The following is a 20,050-nucleotide window of genomic DNA, read 5'->3' as shown; positions in this document are numbered from 1 at the left end:
GGTTACTTTTTCGGATTCAAAACTGCTTTTATCATCGCATCTTCTTTCAAAATAACATCGTAGTAATACAATTCACCATAAAGCTGTCTGGCAAATTCTGCAGTGATATAACGATTTACCAAAGCTTTGGTTTTATCTAGTTTAAGGTCTAAACCTGTCATTAAAATATAAGTTCTGAACTTTTTAAAATAGGCATCAGAGTTTTTCATCTTAGTCAAAAACTCATTAAAATGAAGCCCTTTAAAAGCATCTCTGTTTTTATCTAATTCTTCAAAAACAAAATGTCCTACAATTCCGGTTTGCATTAAATAAGCAACATTTTCGTTTCCGTGTTCTGCTTCAATTGGCACAAAAACATCCGGAACAATTCCGCCGCCGCCGTAAACAATTTTGCCTTTTGGAGTTTTAAATTTTAAAGAATCGGCTACTTTTATACTGTCTTTTGCATAAAGCTCTCCTGATTTTACCCGAGATTCTGATTCTTTATAATATTCTTCGTTTCCTTTTTTATACGGTTTTTGAATCGATCTTCCGGTTGGCGTATAATATCTTGCCACGGTTAATCTTACTGCAGATCCGTCGTTGAAATCCATTTCGCGTTGTACCAATCCTTTACCAAAAGAACGACGACCCACAATAGTTCCGCGGTCGCTATCCTGAATTGCTCCAGCCAGGATTTCGCTTGCTGAGGCGCTATTTTCGTTAATTAAAACATATACTTTTCCGGTTTCAAAACTTCCCGCTTTTGTAGCAAAAGTTTTTTCGGTTGTTCCGTTTTTATTTTTTGTAAAAACAATTAGTTGTTTGTCTTTCAAAAACTCATCGGCAATTGCAATCGCTTCTTCCATATAACCTCCGCCATTATCACGAAGATCAATTACAAGGGATTCAATTCCGTTTTGTTTCAATCTCGTTAAACCGGTTTTAAATTCATTAAAAGTAGTTTCGGCAAAACGATTGATTTTGATGTAGCCCGTTTTATTATCGAGCAATAATGATGCATCAACACTTTTTATGGGAATTATATCTCTTTTTATTTTAAAGGTAAGTTTCTTTTGTTCTGATTTTCTAAAAACAGTCAATTCAATTTCAGAACCTTTTAATCCTTTTAATTTCGAAAATAAACTATCAGAAGGCAATCTTCTGCCAAACAATTTCGTTTTTCCGGCAAATAAAATTCGGTCTCCTGATTTTAATCCGGCTTTCGCCGAAGGTCCGTTTTCAATAGGTTTTATAATCGCAACAGAATCCTTATACATATAAAAATTAATTCCGATTCCCACGAAATCTCCTTTCATACTTTCTGCGACTTCGGCCTGTTCTGTTGGCGGAATATAAACGGAATGCGGATCTAATTTTGATAGAATATTATCCACTGTAAGGTTTACAATAGAATCTGTATTAATGCTGTCAACGTATTCATTATTGATAAAATCAATTAGTTTGTTCAGCTTTGTTTTAGAGTAATTTTTAGCCAAAAGCTGTTCATCAACGGGAGCATTCATAACGCTTCCGAGAACAACTCCGATGGCAAAAGTCCCACCGATAATGATTGGCAAATATTTTGGGTTAAATTTCATTTACTCTTCTAAAACAGGAATATGTTCGACTTCAATACCTGCTTTTATTAAAAATTGAATTCCGGAATCATCGCGATATCCGTTCTGGTATACCACTCTTTTTATTCCTGACTGATGTATTAATTTACTGCATTCTTTGCATGGAGAAAGCGTGATGTATAAAGTTGCACCTTCACAAGATTGTGTTGATCTGGCTACTTTAAGTATCGCATTTGCTTCGGCATGCAAAACATCCCAGCGCGTTAATCCGTCTTCATCTTCACAGCAATTTTCAAATCCGGATGGCGTTCCATTGTATCCATCAGAAATAATCATCCTGTCTTTTACGATAATTGCACCTACTTGTTTTCGCTTACAATAAGAGAGAGCACCCCACTCTTTCGCAATTCTCAAATAAGCTTTATCGTATTTATTTAATTTCTTTTCTTCCATTTATTTTATCTATTCCAAATTGGGCTTTCGATAATCATAGGAACTACTACTCCTATAATAAAAGCCGACATTACAAGCGCCCAATCGCGTTTTGAAAAACGAAATACGGTTTGTACAATATAAGATATTATCAGAACCACAAAAACTACCACTAACTGAGCTGCTTCGATCCCTAATGCAAACTCGCCTAAAGGTAGTAATTTTGAACTAGGTGATCCTCCTAAAATAGTTTTGAAATAATTTGAGAATCCAAGTCCGTGTATAATTCCAAAAAACAGGGTTACAAAAAACACTAAATTCAAACCATCACTCTTAGATGCTTTTCCTGCTGTAAAGAGATTGAAGATGGCGGTTATTAAAATCGTTATCGGAATTAAAAATTCAACTGTATTTACTTTTATGGCTATGATTCCGTAAACCGAAAGCAATAAAGCCAATGTATGACCTATTGTAAAAACAGAAACTAAGAGCAAAATGCGTTTCCAGTCTTTGAACAAATAAGGCGTTGTTAATGCGATTAAAAAAAGAACGTGATCGTAAGCGTGAATATCTAAAACGTGCTTTAATCCTATTTGAAAATAAATCCAAAATTCTGACATACTGGTACTACTATTAAATGATTAGGGGTTGTAAACTTACGATTTATTTTGAAAAAGTAACCGTGCAACATATTAAATCAATAAGTTAAATTTTATGAGAAATTTAAATTTGTTAAATTAAAATAAGATTTATCTTTGCTCAATAAAAAACTAATTAATTATGCCATTTTCAGAATTATTTGATAACGAATTCAAACAAAGAAACAGAGGTCATTTCTCTGCAATTGTTCGTGTAGCTTTTGCTGACGGCAAAGTAAGTACAGAGGAAAAAGACTTTTTAGATAAATTAGCTTCGACACTACAAATTTCAGAAGACGAATACACGGAAATTCTTTCAGATCCGTGGAAACACCCAATAAACCCTCCTTATTTATACACACAACGTTTAGAGCGTTTGTATGACTTAGCAAGAATGGTTCACGTAGACCACCATTTAGGAGATCAGCAGGAAGTAATGTTAACGCGTATGGGATTAGCTTTAGGGTTTACTCCAGGAAATGTAAATTATATTGTTAGAAAAGCATTGTCATTAGTTGACAAAAAAGTAGATTTAGATACTTTCCTTTTCGAAATGGAAAATATGAACAAGTAATATTTGGTTTACAGTTTACAGTCTCAGTTTTCAGTCTCAGAAGTATACTGTTTACTACTTAAATAGAAACCCCTAAAGATTTTTAAAATCTATAGGGGTTTCTATTTATACTCAATCTGCGACTGAAAACTGAGACTGAGACTGAGACTTACTCAGCTGCCATAAACTCCTCGGCTTTTTCTACCATATTATAGCTTCCGCAGAAAAAAGGAACTCTTTCGTGCAATTCAGTCGGCTGGATTTCCATAATTCTTCCAAAACCGTCTGTTGCTTTTCCTCCTGCTTGTTCTGCAATAAACGCCATGGGATTACATTCATATAATAAACGTAACTTTCCTTTAGGTGCTTTTGAACTTGTTGGATACAAATAAATTCCGCCCTTGATCATATTACGATGAAAATCAGAAACTAAACTTCCAATGTATCTGGATGTGTATGGTCTGTCTTCTTCTTCTCTTTGGCAATATTTAATGTAGTTTTTTACGCCTTGCGGAAAATGAACATAATTCCCTTCGTTTACCGAATATATATTTCCGTTTTTTGGAAATTGCATATTAGGATGTGACAAATAAAATGTTCCGATGGCGGGATTTAACGTAAAACCATTTACACCATGTCCTGTTGTATAAACCAACATAGTCGAAGTTCCATAAATTACATAACCTGCTGCTACCTGATTGATTCCCGGTTGTAAAAAATCCTCGCTTGTTACCGGAGTTCCTATTGGGGTAATTCGTCTAAAAACCGAAAAAATAGTCCCTACAGAAACATTTACATCAATGTTTGATGATCCGTCAAGCGGATCCATTAAGATCACGTACTTATTATTATGACAGTTGTCGCTCCCCTGAACTGTTATAAAATCGTCGTTTTCTTCTGAAGCAATACCACAGACAATCTCACGGTTTATTAACGTCTGGATAAATACTTCGTTTGCATACACATCTAATTTTTGCTGGTCTTCTCCCTGAATATTTTGTTCGCCCGCAGCGCCAATAATATCCACCAATCCGGCTTTGTTCACTTTATAGTTGACGACTTTTGCCGCCAGACGTATAGAGTTGATAATTCGGGAAAGCTCTCCCGACGAATACTGAAATGCTTTTTGGTTCTCAATAATAAACTCTCCTAGTGTTTTATTGCGTTCTTCCATTACTATATCGTTGTAGGTTTTGATTATAAGTCACAAATATCGCTTTTTTTGTGAGAATGATTCAAAAATTATTTTGTTAGTTTGCCACTATTGTATATTTGCTAATTAAACATAAGATGTATCAAATAAAAAAATACATTTTTAGCTAATAAACGCTTAATAATAAGAATATATGAATTGCTCTTACAAGAAATTCGTACAAGCAATTTTTTGGAATAAAAGTGGTTATCGTATATTTAGGAATAAAATTAAATTAACAGAATATGAATATTAGAAAAGGAAATCCCGAAGACATGGAATCGGTTTTGGGATTAATACAGGAGTTGGCAATATTCGAAAAAGAACCGCAAGCTGTTGTTATAACTGTTGATGATTTAGTGCGTGATGGCTTTGGTGAAAATCCGTTATTTCACGTTTTTGTTGCCGAAGTTGAACAGGAAATTGTGGGTATCGCTCTTTATTATTACCGTTATTCTACCTGGAAAGGAAAAACGATACATCTTGAAGATTTAATTGTGAAGGATAAAATGCGAGGAACCGGTTTGGGATCTGCACTTTATTCTGAAATTATGAAACAAGGAAAAAAAGATAATGTTCGAAGAGTGGAATGGAATGTTCTGGACTGGAATACTCCGGCAGTAAAATTCTATGAAAATTCAGGAGCAAAAATCCTTGAGGAATGGCGCGTTGTTCAAATGGACGAAGCAGGAATTAATTCGCACTTGGAAAAATTGTAAAAAAAGTTTGCCACAGATTAAAAATGATTTGCAAGATTTTTTGCCACAAATTTCACGAATTAGCACGAATTAATTAGTGTAAATTCGCGAAATTCGTGGCAAACTGACACAAATTGAAAATCTTTTTAATCATTTTAATCTGTGGCAAAAATAAAGAAGCACTACTGCGCCTTTACAATGCAATTGGAATTTGGAATTTAGAAAATTGGAATTTTATAAAAAAATAGCAGCATATAAAAAATGAGAGTATTTAAATTTGGTGGCGCATCTGTTAAAGACGCTGATGGAATTAAAAACGTATACGACGTTTTACAAAAAGTAGGTTATGAAGATGTGATTTTAGTCGTTTCGGCGATGGGAAAAACTACAAATGCTCTTGAAGTTGTTATCAAAAATTATTTTGATAAATCGACAGAGTTAAATTCATCCGTACAGGAAATAAAAAAATATCACAATCAAATATTATTAGATTTATTTGAAGATGAAAAAAACGAGGTTTTTGCCGCGGTAAGCGCTCAGTTTTCTGAATTAGAATATTTCTTAGCACATAATAAATCGCCAAATTATAATTTTGTTTACGATCAGATTGTAAGTTTTGGAGAATTGATTTCGACTACAATTTTAAGTCATTATATGAATTACAGAGGAATTCAGACGCAATGGCTTGATGTTCGTAATTTTATTAAAACAAATGCAAATTACAGAGATGCCGAAGTAGATTGGGAAGCTACTCAACAACTTATTGGTAAAAATGTAAAACGTAAAATATTAAATATCACGCAAGGATTTTTAGGTGCTGACGAAAATAATTTTACTACAACTTTAGGGCGTGAAGGTTCTGATTATACTGCGGGAATTTTTGCTTATTGTTTAAATGCTGAAAGTGTTACGATCTGGAAAGATGTTCCGGGAGTTATGAATGCCGATCCTCGTTATTTTGAAAATGCTAGTTTATTAAACCAGATTTCATATCGCGAAGCAATTGAACTTGCATTTTATGGCGCAACCGTAATTCACCCTAAGACATTACAGCCGCTACAAAAAAAGGAGATTCCCTTATATGTAAAATCATTTATCAACCCGTTATTAAAAGGAACCTGCGTTTCTAAAGGTGTTGATTTAGAGCCACAATATCCTTGCTTTATTGTGAAGAGAAACCAGCTTTTGATTTCGCTTTCATCAATAGATTTCTCCTTTATTATGGAAGAAAATATTAGCGAGATTTTCGGACTTTTTCATCAGTTTAAACTAAAAGTAAATCTGATTCAAAACTCCGCAATTAGTTTTTCTGTTTGTGTGGAGGATAAATTTGAAAATTTCAATGAGTTGAATGCAATATTATCTAAAAAATTCAAAGTAGACTATAACGAAAATGTAACTTTATATACTATTCGTCACTTTACAGAACAAGCTGCCTCAACGGTTGAAGAAAACAAAGTGGTTTTACTGAAACAAGTAAGCCGTGAAACGATGCAAATCGTTACTAAAGAGATGAACTAAATCTTCGTTATTAAGTTAATTATTCAATTCAAAAATATGTAAAGAAGCTTCACTTATTGGTGAGGCTTTTTTTATTCGTATAAAATTGAAATTTGAACCTTATTCAAATTAAAGATCATTACTCTATTTTCGCATAAGACTTTATTCACTTTGGTTGTAAATTTAAAGAAATATAATTTTAATAATTAATCGATAAACAATGAATGATTCTGCCTTTACTGCAACACTTGTTATTATAATAATCGCATTGGGATATCGGTTTTTAAACAAAAAATAATAAAAACTATCTAAAGTTTTCACACTTTCCCTTTCTTTTTCAAATCCTTAATTACTTTTCTAAGTTCTTTTATCCTTTCTTCATATTGTTGGATTATATCATCAGATAATTGGTAAATTGTTTCTCCGGAAGATCCTTTTTTTTGACTCTCTAAATAAAATAATTCTTCGGGAGTTATTTCAAAAATGGTACATATCTTTAAAATGTGACTTGCTCAAGAATGACTTTCTCCGCTTTCTATTCTGGCGTAAGCAGATTGTGAAATCGTAAGATAATCAGCCACTTGTTCTTGTGACAAATTTCTATTTTTCCTGAGTTCTTTAAGTTTATTACCAACAACAACATTCATAATGGGCAGAATTTTTCCTTACAAAACTATAGAGGACAGTTTTATAAAAATATACTCACAAAAATGACATTATTTTTGAATATAAAAAAACTATTCTGATTTACTTATACAAATTACCCGATAAACGCATAATACAAATACTTACAAATGGGTAATTTAGGGCTGCCAAAAACAAATAAACATTTTCTTGAGATCAGCCCCAATCTGTTTAATAAGAAAATAAAAAAACCACTAAAAAGTTATGATAAATTCTGCATTGCTTCTATCACTTCTTGTGATTATAATTACGTTAGGATACAAATTCAGTAAAAAGTATCCTTAATGCATAATAACAAACCTACAAAAGAAACGCACAATGAATGGAATAGTAACCCAAACAATTTTATTTGGAGATTTTTCTATTTTAACCCAAAAGACAATAGATTATTTCCTCGAAAAAGAATAAAAGAACTGGGATGGACAATTAATTTCGCCAATCCAAATGCTGCATTTCTTTTCATTTTTATAATTGCAATCGTTCTTATGATACGATAATAATTATGTCAAAAAAACCATAACTTTTAATTAATTTATTCCATTACTTAAAAACATGAAATTCTTTATATTCAAATATAGTATGGCAATTATTAGCTGTCTTTATTTATCTTACTTTTTTTATCACTCGAATCATATTGACAATATGATAAAAATGGGAACTTCAATGGTATTGGCACTTTCAATTTCCGTATCAATGTACCAGCAGATAAGAAGTAGAAAATAACTCGCAAATAAACATTAAATACTGAAATCGCAGACTTAAGATTTCCCAATTATAAATACTACTTTTGATTTTTTAGAGTTAAAGTATTTATGTTGAAAAAATTACTGTTATTTACGGTTTTTATTTGGTATTCCGGGCTTCAGGCACAGGAAACGGAATCATCGTATAAAACTAAAAAAGTAATTGTAACGCGCGACACGATTCATCTGGAAGAATTTAGCATTAATTCGAGTTTTTTCGAAATCTTAAATACTAAAAACCAACCTCTGGATTCTACTTTTTATAAGATTAATTTTCAAAAAGGAACTTTGATCCTGAATGAAAAATCAGGTTCAATTTCAGATACTCTAATTGTAAACTATCTAAAATATCCTGATTTTCTAACTAAAGAATACAGCCTTTACAAATCAGATCAGGTGGTTACAAATGATGTCGGTTCTGAGAAACTGTACAAAATAGAAAATACCAGTATTAAAAAAGTCGCCCCTTTTGATGGTTTAAACACTTCAGGAAGTATTACGCGCGGTATAACCGTTGGTAACAATCAAAACACGGTTTTAAACTCAAATTTAGATTTACAGATTACAGGAAAAATATCTGATAAAATTAGTTTACGGGCTTCGCTTCAGGACAGTAATATTCCGCTTCAGGATGGTGGTTATTCTCAAAAGCTCGATCAGTTTGATAATATTTTCATGGAACTTTTTAGCGACAACTGGAACATTCGGGCGGGAGATGTATTTTTAGAAAATAGAAAAACTCAATTTTTAAATTTCAATAAAAAAGTACAGGGACTTTCAACGAGTTTTAACTTTGGCAGTGAGGAAAGTAAAACCAATATTTTTGCTTCGGTTGCTTTTGTAAAAGGACAATATGCAAAAAGTACGTTTACGGGACAGGAAGGAAATCAGGGTCCGTATAAATTAAAAGGACAAAATGGAGAATTGTATGTGCTGGTGATTTCAGGATCTGAGCGTGTTTATATAAACGGTGTTTTGCTTAAAAGAGGAGAAAACAATGATTATGTGATTGATTATAATGCCGGAGAAATCATTTTTACCTCACTTTTTCCTATTACTTCTGAAATGCGAATTAACGTTGAATACCAATATTCTGAACGAAATTACAATCGATTGGTTACGTATGCGGGCGCTACTCACGAAAACAAAAACTGGAGTTTTGGCGGCTATATCTATTCTGAAAATGATATGAAAAATCAGCCTCTGCAACAAAATCTTTCTACAGAGCAAGTTCAGATTTTAAGTCAGGCGGGAGATGATCCGGACTTAATGAAAGCACCATCAGCTTATGAAGATTCCTATGCAGATAACAAGATTTTGTACAAAAAAATATCCGTTAATTCAGTTGAAGCTTATGAATATTCAAATGATGCGAGCAATGTTTTGTATAATGTAAAGTTTAGTCTTGTTGGAAATAACTTGGGGAATTATATCATTCAGAACAATAATTCGGTCGAACGTATTTACGAATATGTTGCGCCAATTAATGGTATTTTACAAGGAAATTATGAACCAATTGTAACTCTGGTTGCGCCAATAAAACTTCAGGTTGCTACTTTTTTAGGAAAATACAATCCTGACGAAAAGACATTAATTGACTTTGAGGTTGCCGTAAGTAATAACGATAAAAATTTATATTCGAAGATTGATGATGGCGATAATGGCGGAATTGCACTTAAAACAAATATCAAAAAACGCCTTTTTACAAGAGACTGGACTTTAGACGCTTTTGCCAATTATCAATTTGTTCAGGAAGATTTTAGATCTGTGGAACGATTATATAACATAGAATTTAACAGAGACTGGAATTTGAACGAAACCCTTTTAGGCAATCAAAGTTTAATCGTGACAGGTTTGAATTTTGATTTATTTGCAAAAAAAGAAACGTCAAACATTGGTTTATTTACGTATCAATTTGAGAAATTAGATTATACCGAAAGTTATTCGGGAGCGAGACATACGACAACTGCACTTTTCAAATTAAAACAGTGGACGATTGAAAATCAAGGTAGTTTTTTGAATAGCGATGCGACAAGTTCTACTTCAAAATTTATTAGAAATCAAACCCGGACTAAATATCATTTTGGTAAGAACTGGATTGGCGCGAGTATGCAAATAGAGGACAATCAGCAAAGAGATAAAGTTACTAATCAGTTTTCGGCTTTAAGCCAAAAATTCACAGAATATGGCGCTTTTATTGGTCGCGGTGATAGTACAAACGTATTTGTTGAAATTGGATATTTGCAACGTCGAAATGATAGTTTGCAAAACGGATTATTACAACATGTAAACAATTCGCAAACCTATTATTTAAAATCGAAACTGATTCAGAATAAAACAACTGATTTAGCGGTTTATGCAAGTTATCGTAATTTAGACTTTACGGATTCAACCCGAAAAAATGAACCTTCGTTAAATTCAAGAATACTTTATAATGATCGCTTTTTTAATCAATTCATGCAAATTGGTTCGGCTTATGAAACCAGTTCCGGAACTATCGCACAACAGGAATTCACTTATATTGAAGTTCCTACGGGACAAGGCGTTTATACCTGGAATGATTATAATGGTAACGGAATTCAGGAATTAAATGAATTTGAAATTGCTGCTTTTGCAGATCAGGCGAGATATGTACGCATCTTTTTACCGAATCAGGTTTATATCAAAACAAATCAGAATAAATTTTCGCAATCTGTTGCTTTGAATCCGTTGCAATGGCAAAATGAAACTGGTTTCAAAAAAATTGCTTCTTACTTTTACAATCAGACTTCGTTTATTATGGATCGAAAAGTGAAAAGTCAGGGCGAGCGTTTAGAACTGAATCCGTTTGATTCATCTGAAGAAAATATTCTGGGATTAAATTCGAGTTTTAGAAATAGTTTATATTACAACCGGGGCAAACAAAAGCATTCTGTAACCTATACTTATCTTATTAATAAAGGCAAAAATTTACTTTCTATAGGATCTCAAAATATCAAAAACAGCTCGAATCAATTGCAATACACACATTTGTACAGAAAAAGCTGGCTGTTCAACTTCTTTACAAAAACAATTAGCACTACTTTAGTTTCTGAAGATTTTGTCGAAAAAAACTATGATTTAAAAGGATATCAGGTCGCTCCAAAAATTAGTTATTTGTTTTCTAAAAACACGAGTTTAGATTTCTTCTACGAATTTCAGAATAAAGAAAACCAAATTGGTAATTTAGAAGCTTTAGTTCAAAACAGAGTTGGAACTTCGTTTTCATTTGCCGGTGAGAAAAAAGTAACCTTAAATGGGGAGTTTTCTTTTTATCAAAATAAATTTACAGGAAACGAATTTTCATCTGTGGGATTTCAAATGCTTGAAGGACTTCAGCAAGGACAAAATCTTGTCTGGAAGTTACTTTTACAGAAAAACATCACACAGTTTTTAGATGTAAACGTAAACTATCAAGGGCGCAAAAGTGAGACTGGATCAGTCGTTCATACCGGTAATATTCAGCTTCGCGCTTATTTTTAACACTTTACGAAAAACGTATTAATAAATTGACTAATTTTAATTGAAATTTAAACATATAACCTTATGAAAAAATTATTATTACTCTGTTTTATGGTTGTTTTTTCTTCTAATTTCTATGCTCAGGAAACAACTGTAAAAGATACAAAGAGCAAAACGGAAACTGCGGCTAAAAAGAAAAAAGCAACCGCTGACAAAGCAGCAACAGATGCTAAAAAAGAAGCAGCAAAATCAAAAAAAGCAGCGAAAGATGCTACTGACGCTTCAACCACAGCAAAAAAAGAAAGTGCCACAGCAACTAAAAAAGCTGCCGACAAAGATGCAGCTAAAGCAAAAAGCGATGCAACTAAAGCTTCTAAAAAAGCAACTGCCGCAGCAGATGGTACAAAAGCTGACGTAAAAAAAGCTGATGCAGCTGCTAAAACTGCAACTAAAAAAACATTAAAGGAAACAACCGAAAAAGCTCCAAAAGTAGCGGATAAAGTTACGGGAGAATATAATGGTAAAAAAGTGTATACAGGACCAAAAGGCGGTAAATACTACATTAATAAAAACGGAAATAAAACATACATTCAGGAATAGCGAAAGGTACTAAGATGCTAAGGCACTAAGTTTCTAAGATATAAACTTTGAAGCCGAACTTACGTTCGGCTTTTTTATTTGGAAGTCAAAAAACTTAGAAACTTAGAACCTCTGCAACTTAGAACCTTAAAAAAATACAGACTTAATAATTTAGTAATATGTGCGAAATATCATAAAAAACATATTTCTTTATCTTCGTTTTTAAAAAGCGTTAACTATGAGCATTGACTATTCTGCGAACAAAACAATTTTAGTTGCTCCATTAAACTGGGGATTAGGCCATGCCACGAGATGTATCCCTATTATAAAAGCGCTTCAGGAAAACAATTACATTCCAATAATAGCTTCTGATGGTGTTGCATTGGCGTTGTTACGAAAAGAATTTCCATACATTCAAACGCTGGAATTGCCTTCTTATCATATTGAATATGCCAAGAATGCAAAAAACTTTAAATGGAAACTGATTAAAAACCTGCCTAAAATGATCGTCGCTATTCTTGACGAGAAAAAAATGGTAAAAAGCTGGATTAAAAAACACGGTATTGACGGTATTATTTCAGATAATCGCCTGGGGGTTTTCAGTAAAAAAATTCCTTCGGTATTTATGACGCATCAATTGAATGTGATGACAGGAAATACTACATGGTTTACAAGTAAATGCCATCAACATATTATAAAAAAATATACTGAATGCTGGGTTCCTGACACAAATGACGCTACAAATTTAACGGGTGAACTTGGACATCTTAAAACTAATGATCTAAAATTAAAATATATTGGTCCTTTGAGCAGAATGCGCAAAAAAGAAACGCCAAAATTATATGATTTAATGATTATTTTATCCGGACCTGAACCTCAACGTACTTTTTTAGATGACAAACTTCAAAAGGAAATTACGAAATATGACGGCAAAGTTGTTTTTGTTCAAGGTATTGTAGAAAAAGCACAAACCAAATGGCAAACTGGAAATGTTACGTATTATAATTTTATGAACTCAAAACAACTGGAACAAACTTTTAACGAAAGTGATTTTGTTTTGTGCCGTTCAGGTTATACTACGGTAATGGATTTGGCTAAATTGGGCAAAAAAGCTTTTTTTATTCCCACTCCGGGGCAATATGAGCAGGAATATCTGGCTATAAAACTTCAGGAAGAAAATCTTGTGCCTTACGCAATGCAAGACGACTTTACTATTGAAGATCTTTCAAAAGTAAAATCGTTTAAAGGTTTGACTCAGTTTAACGATACTATAGATTGGGATAAACTGTTTACCGTTTTTGAAAGTTAGACTCGTACTGCATTTTGGCACAGAATAATTTCTTCAGCCACAGATTAAATGATTTTCACTGATTTTTTGCCACGAATTTCGCGAATTTTCACTAATTCATTCCTGGTAATTCTTGCTAATTCGTGAAATTCGTGGCGAACTGATCAGATTTTAAAATTATTTAATTTAGAAATTAAACTGCGCTTGTAATCGTAATAAATTCCCTTGTTGACGGTTGATAGGAAGCACGCTGTCTTCAAAAGTACGATCAGCAATTACATATTCTGCGGTAAATTCAAAGGCTTTGAATGGTTGCCATTCTATACCAATTTCGTAATCACGAACAACATAACTTCTGGCATCTTTCTCGTATTTTTTTCCTCCGTCATAATATTGAAATTTGGCGAAAGGGTAAATGTGCTGCTTTTTTATGTCTAATTTATAATTGAATATAACATAACCTCCATTTAAATCCGTTTCGTCAACCGTATTGGTTACAGTATTATAACGTGGTCCTGTACCAATATTATATTCGGTTTGAATCCCGAAAGGTCTTGGATACAAAACAAAAGTTGCACCTACTCTTTGGTCTTTTACATATTGCGGATCATTTACTTTTACTCCTGGTGAAATTTCGCCTGTAAAAGCCCATTTTCCAGTATAAGCCTGAATTCCGGGTTCGATAATTTGGCTTCCTATCACAAAAGGATATGTTACTCTGGCAACCACATTAATATCTCTGTTACCATCAAGTTTATTGGCAATTTGCCCGTTGTAAACTCCAAATGCAAAAACTCCAAAATCACCTGCACCTTTAAAACCGTCTTTTACTAACATAGCAAAACGCTCTCTGATTTCGGCAGGAGCCCAATAAAAAAATAACCCTAAATCACGCTCATTTAATATCGCACTATTCATGGCATCGTTACGATCTAAAGCCAATCGTTGTGAACTTGATTGCATGTTTTCAAAACCATACGGAATTTTACTTTGTCCAACACGAACGCGATATTCCTTTTTTTTATCAAAAGAAAGATCGAAATACAAGTCACGAATCTGAACAAAATTCTGGATTCCGGTACTTGGTGAACTTGCAAAATCGGGTTGAAAATAAAAGAAAACATTGGGATGAACCTGACCTGAAAATACTAATCGCGCACGACGGATAAAAAGTCCGTTATTTGATTTTGCATCCGGTTCTGTTGAAGTTGTTCCCCAGGATTTATCACATTGCTCGCAGGAAACCTTATCATTTGTAGAGAATAAACCATTGTAACGTATTTGTGCATAACCTCTTAAGGAAATTTTATCGTACCAATGTTCCTCGCCGCTAACTCCTGATTTAGTATCTGGAAGTTTTGCTTTGTTGATAGAATCTAAAATACGCATTACTTCGTTTTTCACATCCTGTTTATTCAAATCCTGAGCGTTTGCTGCAAAATTTATCAGCAATAAAATGGCAATTAATTTTCTTTTTATCATCTTTTCTGTAATATCCCTTAATTTCAGGATACAAAGATGTAGCATCAATGTTAAGAAATCATTAACAGGATGTTACTATAATAAAAATTTAATGTTACCAACTTCAGGCGTAGATTGCTTAATTGTTAAAAGCTCCTGTTTTACGGCACTTTACAAATACCAGATTACAATTTTTTAACCTCAGCTTTTTGTGCTTTAAATGCTTTTTCGAGTGTAAACGAAAATTCAGAGCCAATTCCGAATTCACTTTCTACGTATACTTTCTCTTTATGCGCTTCGATAATATGTTTTACAATTGCTAATCCTAAACCAGAACCACCTTCAGAACGGGTTCCGCTTTTATCAACCCTGTAAAAACGTTCAAAAAGTCTTGGGATATTTTGTTTCTCCACTCCTTCTCCATTATCACTAATTCTGATTAAGACTTTTTTCTTAGTTAAATTAACAACGCCAACTTCGGTTAAACCGCCGTCTTTACCATATTTAACGGAGTTTACAAGCAGGTTTTCCAAAACTTGCTGGATTCTGTCCTGATCTCCGCGCACAATTACTGATTGTACATTTTTGCTTTCAAATGCCAGTTTAATTTTCTTTTTATCAGCTTTCATTTCTAATAAATCAAAAACATTCTGAATCAGTTCCACTATATTAAAATCGGTTATATTCAAATCTAAATCACCAGATTCTAATTTGGTAATCATATCTAAATCTTCTACGATATAAATCAATCGTTCAACTCCTTTTTCGGCACGTTTTAAATATTTCTTTCGGATTGTTTTATCGTCCATCGCGCCATCTAATAAAGTCGAAACATAACCCTGAACGGTAAACAAAGGTGTTTTAAGTTCGTGCGAAACGTTACCTAAAAATTCTCTGCGGTATTGTTCCCGAATTTCCAGCATTTCGATTTCCAGCTTTTTGTCTGTGGCAAACTTTTTCACTTCGCGTGAAAGTGTTTCCATATCAGTAGTTATGGGCTGATTGATCAATGTTGAAGATTCTAATAACGAAACCTCATCGTAGATTTTCTTAACTCGCCTGTAAATAAATCGTTCTACACGATATTGTACAACCAGAAATGAGAAAATATAAATTGAAATAATAAATATTATCCCGAATGCCACCTGATGTTTTAATTGATTTTTGTAGAATAAATTCATCAATATCAACACAAATCCTGTCCCGAAAAGACTGATATATAATGCCGATTTTACAGCAAATTTGTATGTTTTTTTAAAATTAATTTTCATTGATTTATTTAACCATTAAGAGATTAAGAAAAATTAAGTTTCTCTTTTGAGTTAATGAATTCCTTGTAAATTAACATTTGAACTCAAAACAAAGTTAACTCAAAAACCATATAAGAAATTAAAGCTCATATGCTCTTTAACTCCTTATATGGTTTATTTTTTATGTAATTAAATCCTAACTAAACCCCTCATTATACTGAGAGCCTTAGCAACTTAGCATCTTAGAACCTCAGTACCTTAAAAAAATTAAACTTCAAATTTATAACCAACTCCTTTGATGGTTTTAAAAAGCTCTTCTCCTATTTTTTCACGCAGTTTTCTAATGTGAACATCAATTGTTCTTCCTCCTACCACAACTTCGTTACCCCAAACTTTATCCAGGATTTCGTCTCTTTTGAAAACTTTACCCGGTTTTGAAGCTAATAGATAAAACAATTCGAATTCTTTTCTTGGTAAAGCAATTTCAACATTGCCTTTGATGATCTTGTATTCTTCACGGTTAATCTCGATTCCGCCTACGTTTAAGGTATCACTAACAACTTCTTGTTCCTTTAACCTTCTTAACAAAGCCTTTACTTTGCTTACCAATAATTTTGGTTTTATTGGTTTTGTGATGTAATCATCTGCACCTGCATCAAAACCAGCTACTTGTGAGTAATCTTCACTTCTTGCCGTCAAGAATGTTATGATAACATTATTTAATTCAGGAATTTTTCTGATGTGTTCGCAAGCTTCCATTCCATCCATTTCGGCCATCATCACATCCATAATAATTAGGTCCGGCAATTCTTTCTGAGCCTTTGCGATAGCTTCTTTTCCGTTTGAAGCCGTTACAATTTGATAGCCTTCCTGAGCAAGGTTATAGCCAACGATTTCTAAGATATCTGGTTCATCGTCAACTAATAAAATCTTGGTTTGTGTTTTTTTCATAAATAGCAAAAATTGAGATTTTTACATCAAATTTTCTTCATTATACATTCGATGTTTTTTATTTCACAGCGTAAATATACTAACAAAATAACCGTTTAAAATTGCGGTTAACGGTAATTTAATGTGGTAACAATTTGATAATCTACAAGACACAAAAACATAACAAGTGCCTAACATGAACTTTACACAGCGTTTCTTTCTTTGCACAAAAATAAATTAAACACAACACTGAAATGAAATTCAATTTAAAATTTCTATTTATCACATTATTTATCTGTACGATTTCGATCGCGCAAACCAAAGGTACGATTTCTGGTGTATTGACCGACAAAGAAACCAACAATGAAGTTTTACCTTTTGCAAATGTTTTACTTAAAGGTACAAACATTAGCGCAAATACTGACATTGACGGAAAATATTCGTTAAGTGTAAATCCGGGAAATTATATTATTATTTTTAGTTTCGTAGGGTATGAGTCTGTAGATCAACCTGTAATTGTTAAATCAAACGAAACTATCACTGTAAATCAAGTACTTTCGTCTGGCGGTTATACATTAAAAGATGTTGTTGTAAAATCGTCAGGTGTGAACAGACAAAAAGAATCAGCTTTACTTTTAGAACAAAAAAATGCTGTAGATATTAAACAATCTATTGGCGCGCAAGAACTTTCTAAAAAAGGAGTTAGTGATGTTGCTAATGCTGTTATTAAAACTACGGGTATTACAAAACAAGAAGGAACTGGTAATATTTTTGTGAGAGGTTTAGGTGACCGTTACAACTCTACTACTATGAACGGATTACCAATTCCGTCAAACGATCCTGAAAAGAAAAACATTAACTTAGATATTTTCTCTACCGACATTATTGAATACGTATCTATTGATAAAGTTTACAATGGTAAGTTTTTTGGAGATTTTGCCGGTGGAAATGTTGATATTGTTTCTAAAGATTACAAAGGAAACGGATTTTTCAAAATTGATGTTGAATCAAAAATAAACACAAATGCTGTTGGAGAAAATAATTTTACATTGCAAAAAGGTCCAAATGCTTTTGGATTTAGCAAAGCTGAAATTCCTAACAATCCACTTAATCAATATAACTTCAATACACTACAATTTGAAAAGAAAACACCTCTTGCAGGTTCATTCGGACTTTCTGGTGGTGATTCATTCAATGTTGGTAGTGAAGGAAAAATTAATATTTTCGGAACTGCTTCTTTCACAAATGACTATTCTTCAAGAACAAACGGAACTGCTAAAGGAAGCGTAAATGCTGCTGGTGTTGCTGGAAAAGATTTAGATTACAAATATCTCGCATACACTACTAATACAACAGGAATGTTTAATGCAGGATACAAGATTAACAACAACAACAAAATCAACTTCAACTCTTTGTATATCAATACATCTGCACAAAAGAAAGAAGAATCATCAGGTTATATTGTTGACTTAGCAAATGATGGAAATGGATATATCCGTAGAAATGAATATGAAAAAACTGATTTATGGGTAAACCAATTATTAGGTGAGCATAAATTAAGCGACAGAAGCACTTTAAACTGGGGAGGTTCTTATAATATGGTGAACCAAAGTATTCCGGACAGAACATACAATACCATGAATAAAATTGATGGTAATTATGTGATCAACTCTCAATCTGCACCAAACAATAACCGTTATTTTCAAGATCTAAAAGAAAATGAATTAGCAGCAAACTTATCTGTAAACTATAAGTTTAATAAAAATGACGAAGGAGATTACAAAGGAAAATTTACTGCAGGTTATAACGGAAGATTTAAAAACAGAGATTTTGAGGCAACTCAATTTAATTTAAAAACAACTACCTCTCCTGTTTCTCATACTGGCGATATCGTAGATCCAAATAATCTGGATTTGTTTTATAACCAACAAAATTTTTCTAATAACTTCTTTACAATTTCAACTTTCCGTGGAGGTCCTGAAGTATCAAATGCACTTGACCCGCAAACTTACGGTGGAGATTTAACAATCAACGGTGGATTCTTAAATACAGAATACAAATTCAATACTAAACTTACCGCAGTTTTAGGATTAAGAGCTGAAGTAATTACTCAAAATGTTGAATGGAGCACGCAATTAGATCCAGACGGCGGAAGCGACAAGTTAGAAAAAACAGCTTTTTTACCAAGTTTAGTTTTAAAGTATGAACTTAACGAGAAACAAAATTTACGTTTAGGATTCAGTAAAACATACACATTACCACAGTTTAAGGAAAGATCTCCTTTTATCTATGAGGAGTTTTTACAAGCTAAAGTTGGTAATCCATTTTTATACGCTTCAGATGATTACAACTTAGATTTAAAATGGGAAATTTTCCCAAATAGCGATGAAGTTATTTCGGTTACAGGATTTGGAAAATATATTTTAAATCCAATCAACGAAGTTATTATTAACTCTTCTACAAATGACATCTCTTATGTAAACTCCGGAGATTATGGTTATGTGGCTGGAGCCGAATTAGAATACAAAAAAGTACTTTTCAATTTTGACAGTGAAAACACCAAAAAATTAACAGGAGGTCTTAATGCTTCTTATTTATATAGCAAACAAGAGTTAAACGACGAAAAAGTTCTTGAAGAAACTAACGGAACACGTCCAACTACTTTTACTAATAAAACGGGTAAATTTACAGGAGCTTCTCCTTTATTATTAAATGCTGATATTTCTTTCTATAACGAATGGAATGATAAAAACAGTAACCTGACTACAACAATTGCTTACAATTATTTCTCTGATCGAGTAAACGCAATTGGCACACTTGAAAAAGGTGATTTAGTTGATAAGGCTGTTGGTTCATTAGATTTCATTGCAAAATCTAAACTTAGTAAGAACTATGGTCTTGGTCTAGTTGTAAAAAATATTCTTGACCCAACGGTAAACAGAGTTCAGGAAAACCAATCTGGAGACGTAAATGTTTTAAGCTATAAAAAAGGTTTAAACCTAAGCTTACAATTTAGCCATGAATTCTAAATAGACAAATATTTTTTGAATTAGTAATAAGACA

The 20,050-nt window shown here is 32.8% G+C and carries 16 protein-coding genes; 8 read left to right on the top strand and 8 right to left on the bottom strand.

Going from position 1 to position 20,050, the window contains the following annotated elements:
- Positions 1–2: 2 nt before the first annotated feature.
- From KHA90_RS12275 to KHA90_RS12265, 3 genes are read right to left on the bottom strand one after another with little or no spacing between them, the layout of a single operon-like run.
- Positions 3–1,580, bottom strand: a complete 1,578-nt coding sequence (locus KHA90_RS12275; RefSeq protein WP_213300019.1) for a S41 family peptidase — start codon at positions 1,578–1,580, stop codon at positions 3–5.
- Complete coding sequence (locus tag KHA90_RS12270) at positions 1,581–2,012, bottom strand: deoxycytidylate deaminase (protein WP_213300016.1); 432 nt, start codon at positions 2,010–2,012, stop codon at positions 1,581–1,583.
- A gap of 5 nt (positions 2,013–2,017) precedes the next feature.
- Entirely contained in the window at positions 2,018–2,611 is a 594-nt protein-coding gene (locus tag KHA90_RS12265) for a HupE/UreJ family protein (RefSeq protein ID WP_213300013.1), read from the bottom strand.
- A 160-nt stretch (positions 2,612–2,771) separates the two neighbouring features.
- Here KHA90_RS12265 and KHA90_RS12260 point away from each other — a divergent pair, with 160 nt between their 5' ends.
- Complete coding sequence (locus KHA90_RS12260) at positions 2,772–3,203, top strand: tellurite resistance TerB family protein (RefSeq protein ID WP_213300010.1); 432 nt, start codon at positions 2,772–2,774, stop codon at positions 3,201–3,203.
- 148 nt (positions 3,204–3,351) lie between these two features.
- On the opposite strand, the gene fbp is transcribed toward KHA90_RS12260, so the two are convergent.
- A complete protein-coding gene (gene fbp, locus KHA90_RS12255) occupies positions 3,352–4,356 on the bottom strand; it encodes a class 1 fructose-bisphosphatase (protein ID WP_213300007.1) in 1,005 nt (334 codons plus the stop codon).
- 263 nt (positions 4,357–4,619) lie between these two features.
- On the opposite strand from fbp, the gene KHA90_RS12250 reads away from it, so the two are divergent.
- Positions 4,620–5,093: a GNAT family N-acetyltransferase gene (locus tag KHA90_RS12250; RefSeq protein ID WP_213300003.1), complete on the top strand. Its 474-nt coding sequence runs from the start codon at positions 4,620–4,622 to the stop codon at positions 5,091–5,093.
- 240 nt (positions 5,094–5,333) lie between these two features.
- Positions 5,334–6,593: an aspartate kinase gene (locus KHA90_RS12245; RefSeq protein WP_213300000.1), complete on the top strand. Its 1,260-nt coding sequence runs from the start codon at positions 5,334–5,336 to the stop codon at positions 6,591–6,593.
- Positions 6,594–7,084: 491 nt separating this feature from the next.
- Here KHA90_RS12245 and KHA90_RS25390 read toward each other — a convergent pair whose 3' ends face one another.
- The gene (locus KHA90_RS25390) at positions 7,085–7,219 is read right to left on the bottom strand and encodes a helix-turn-helix transcriptional regulator (protein ID WP_244860313.1); all 135 of its coding nucleotides are present in this window, start codon (positions 7,217–7,219) and stop codon (positions 7,085–7,087) included.
- Positions 7,220–7,540: 321 nt separating this feature from the next.
- Between KHA90_RS25390 and KHA90_RS12235 the strand changes: the two genes are divergently transcribed.
- The 4 genes from KHA90_RS12235 to KHA90_RS12220 all read left to right on the top strand — a co-directional run bounded on the left by KHA90_RS12235 (position 7,541) and on the right by KHA90_RS12220 (position 13,367).
- Positions 7,541–7,753 carry a DUF5808 domain-containing protein gene (locus tag KHA90_RS12235; protein WP_213299999.1) on the top strand — a complete coding sequence of 71 codons (213 nt, stop codon included), beginning with the start codon at positions 7,541–7,543 and terminating at the stop codon, positions 7,751–7,753.
- Positions 7,754–8,068: 315 nt separating this feature from the next.
- The gene (locus tag KHA90_RS12230) at positions 8,069–11,500 is read left to right on the top strand and encodes a hypothetical protein (protein ID WP_213299996.1); all 3,432 of its coding nucleotides are present in this window, start codon (positions 8,069–8,071) and stop codon (positions 11,498–11,500) included.
- 63 nt (positions 11,501–11,563) lie between these two features.
- A complete protein-coding gene (locus KHA90_RS12225) occupies positions 11,564–12,079 on the top strand; it encodes a hypothetical protein (RefSeq protein WP_213299993.1) in 516 nt (171 codons plus the stop codon).
- Between the two features lie 217 nt (positions 12,080–12,296).
- Positions 12,297–13,367, top strand: a complete 1,071-nt coding sequence (locus KHA90_RS12220; RefSeq protein ID WP_213299990.1) for a glycosyltransferase — start codon at positions 12,297–12,299, stop codon at positions 13,365–13,367.
- 165 nt (positions 13,368–13,532) lie between these two features.
- Here the strand turns inward: KHA90_RS12220 and KHA90_RS12215 are convergent, their stop codons facing one another.
- The 3 genes from KHA90_RS12215 to KHA90_RS12205 form a co-directional block, all read right to left on the bottom strand.
- Positions 13,533–14,828 (bottom strand): porin, encoded by a 1,296-nt coding sequence (locus tag KHA90_RS12215; protein WP_213299987.1) that lies wholly within the window; start codon positions 14,826–14,828, stop codon positions 13,533–13,535.
- Positions 14,829–14,992: 164 nt separating this feature from the next.
- A complete protein-coding gene (locus KHA90_RS12210) occupies positions 14,993–16,078 on the bottom strand; it encodes a sensor histidine kinase (protein ID WP_213299984.1) in 1,086 nt (361 codons plus the stop codon).
- Positions 16,079–16,324: 246 nt separating this feature from the next.
- Positions 16,325–17,008: a response regulator transcription factor gene (locus tag KHA90_RS12205; protein ID WP_213299981.1), complete on the bottom strand. Its 684-nt coding sequence runs from the start codon at positions 17,006–17,008 to the stop codon at positions 16,325–16,327.
- Between the two features lie 233 nt (positions 17,009–17,241).
- Between KHA90_RS12205 and KHA90_RS12200 the strand changes: the two genes are divergently transcribed.
- Positions 17,242–20,016 carry a TonB-dependent receptor gene (locus KHA90_RS12200; RefSeq protein ID WP_213299978.1) on the top strand — a complete coding sequence of 925 codons (2,775 nt, stop codon included), beginning with the start codon at positions 17,242–17,244 and terminating at the stop codon, positions 20,014–20,016.
- The last annotated feature ends 34 nt before the right edge of the window (positions 20,017–20,050 follow it).

Source organism: Flavobacterium psychroterrae (assembly GCF_018380615.1).
Taxonomy (GTDB): domain Bacteria; phylum Bacteroidota; class Bacteroidia; order Flavobacteriales; family Flavobacteriaceae; genus Flavobacterium; species Flavobacterium psychroterrae.
This window is presented reverse-complemented; position numbering and strand designations above follow the sequence as displayed.

What these genes read in the sequence shown, in the direction of transcription:
- KHA90_RS25390 (WP_244860313.1), bottom strand. Translation starts at nt 7,219, where the DNA reads ATGAATGTTGTTGTTGGTAATAAACTTAAAGAACTCAGGAAAAATAGA.
- KHA90_RS12250 (WP_213300003.1), top strand. Translation starts at nt 4,620, where the DNA reads ATGAATATTAGAAAAGGAAATCCCGAAGACATGGAATCGGTTTTGGGA.
- KHA90_RS12230 (WP_213299996.1), top strand. Translation starts at nt 8,069, where the DNA reads ATGTTGAAAAAATTACTGTTATTTACGGTTTTTATTTGGTATTCCGGG.
- KHA90_RS12270 (WP_213300016.1), bottom strand. Translation starts at nt 2,012, where the DNA reads ATGGAAGAAAAGAAATTAAATAAATACGATAAAGCTTATTTGAGAATT.
- KHA90_RS12225 (WP_213299993.1), top strand. Translation starts at nt 11,564, where the DNA reads ATGAAAAAATTATTATTACTCTGTTTTATGGTTGTTTTTTCTTCTAAT.
- KHA90_RS12210 (WP_213299984.1), bottom strand. Translation starts at nt 16,078, where the DNA reads ATGAAAATTAATTTTAAAAAAACATACAAATTTGCTGTAAAATCGGCA.
- KHA90_RS12265 (WP_213300013.1), bottom strand. Translation starts at nt 2,611, where the DNA reads ATGTCAGAATTTTGGATTTATTTTCAAATAGGATTAAAGCACGTTTTA.
- KHA90_RS12215 (WP_213299987.1), bottom strand. Translation starts at nt 14,828, where the DNA reads ATGATAAAAAGAAAATTAATTGCCATTTTATTGCTGATAAATTTTGCA.
- KHA90_RS12235 (WP_213299999.1), top strand. Translation starts at nt 7,541, where the DNA reads ATGCATAATAACAAACCTACAAAAGAAACGCACAATGAATGGAATAGT.
- KHA90_RS12200 (WP_213299978.1), top strand. Translation starts at nt 17,242, where the DNA reads ATGAAATTCAATTTAAAATTTCTATTTATCACATTATTTATCTGTACG.
- KHA90_RS12205 (WP_213299981.1), bottom strand. Translation starts at nt 17,008, where the DNA reads ATGAAAAAAACACAAACCAAGATTTTATTAGTTGACGATGAACCAGAT.
- fbp (WP_213300007.1), bottom strand. Translation starts at nt 4,356, where the DNA reads ATGGAAGAACGCAATAAAACACTAGGAGAGTTTATTATTGAGAACCAA.
- KHA90_RS12220 (WP_213299990.1), top strand. Translation starts at nt 12,297, where the DNA reads ATGAGCATTGACTATTCTGCGAACAAAACAATTTTAGTTGCTCCATTA.
- KHA90_RS12245 (WP_213300000.1), top strand. Translation starts at nt 5,334, where the DNA reads ATGAGAGTATTTAAATTTGGTGGCGCATCTGTTAAAGACGCTGATGGA.
- KHA90_RS12260 (WP_213300010.1), top strand. Translation starts at nt 2,772, where the DNA reads ATGCCATTTTCAGAATTATTTGATAACGAATTCAAACAAAGAAACAGA.
- KHA90_RS12275 (WP_213300019.1), bottom strand. Translation starts at nt 1,580, where the DNA reads ATGAAATTTAACCCAAAATATTTGCCAATCATTATCGGTGGGACTTTT.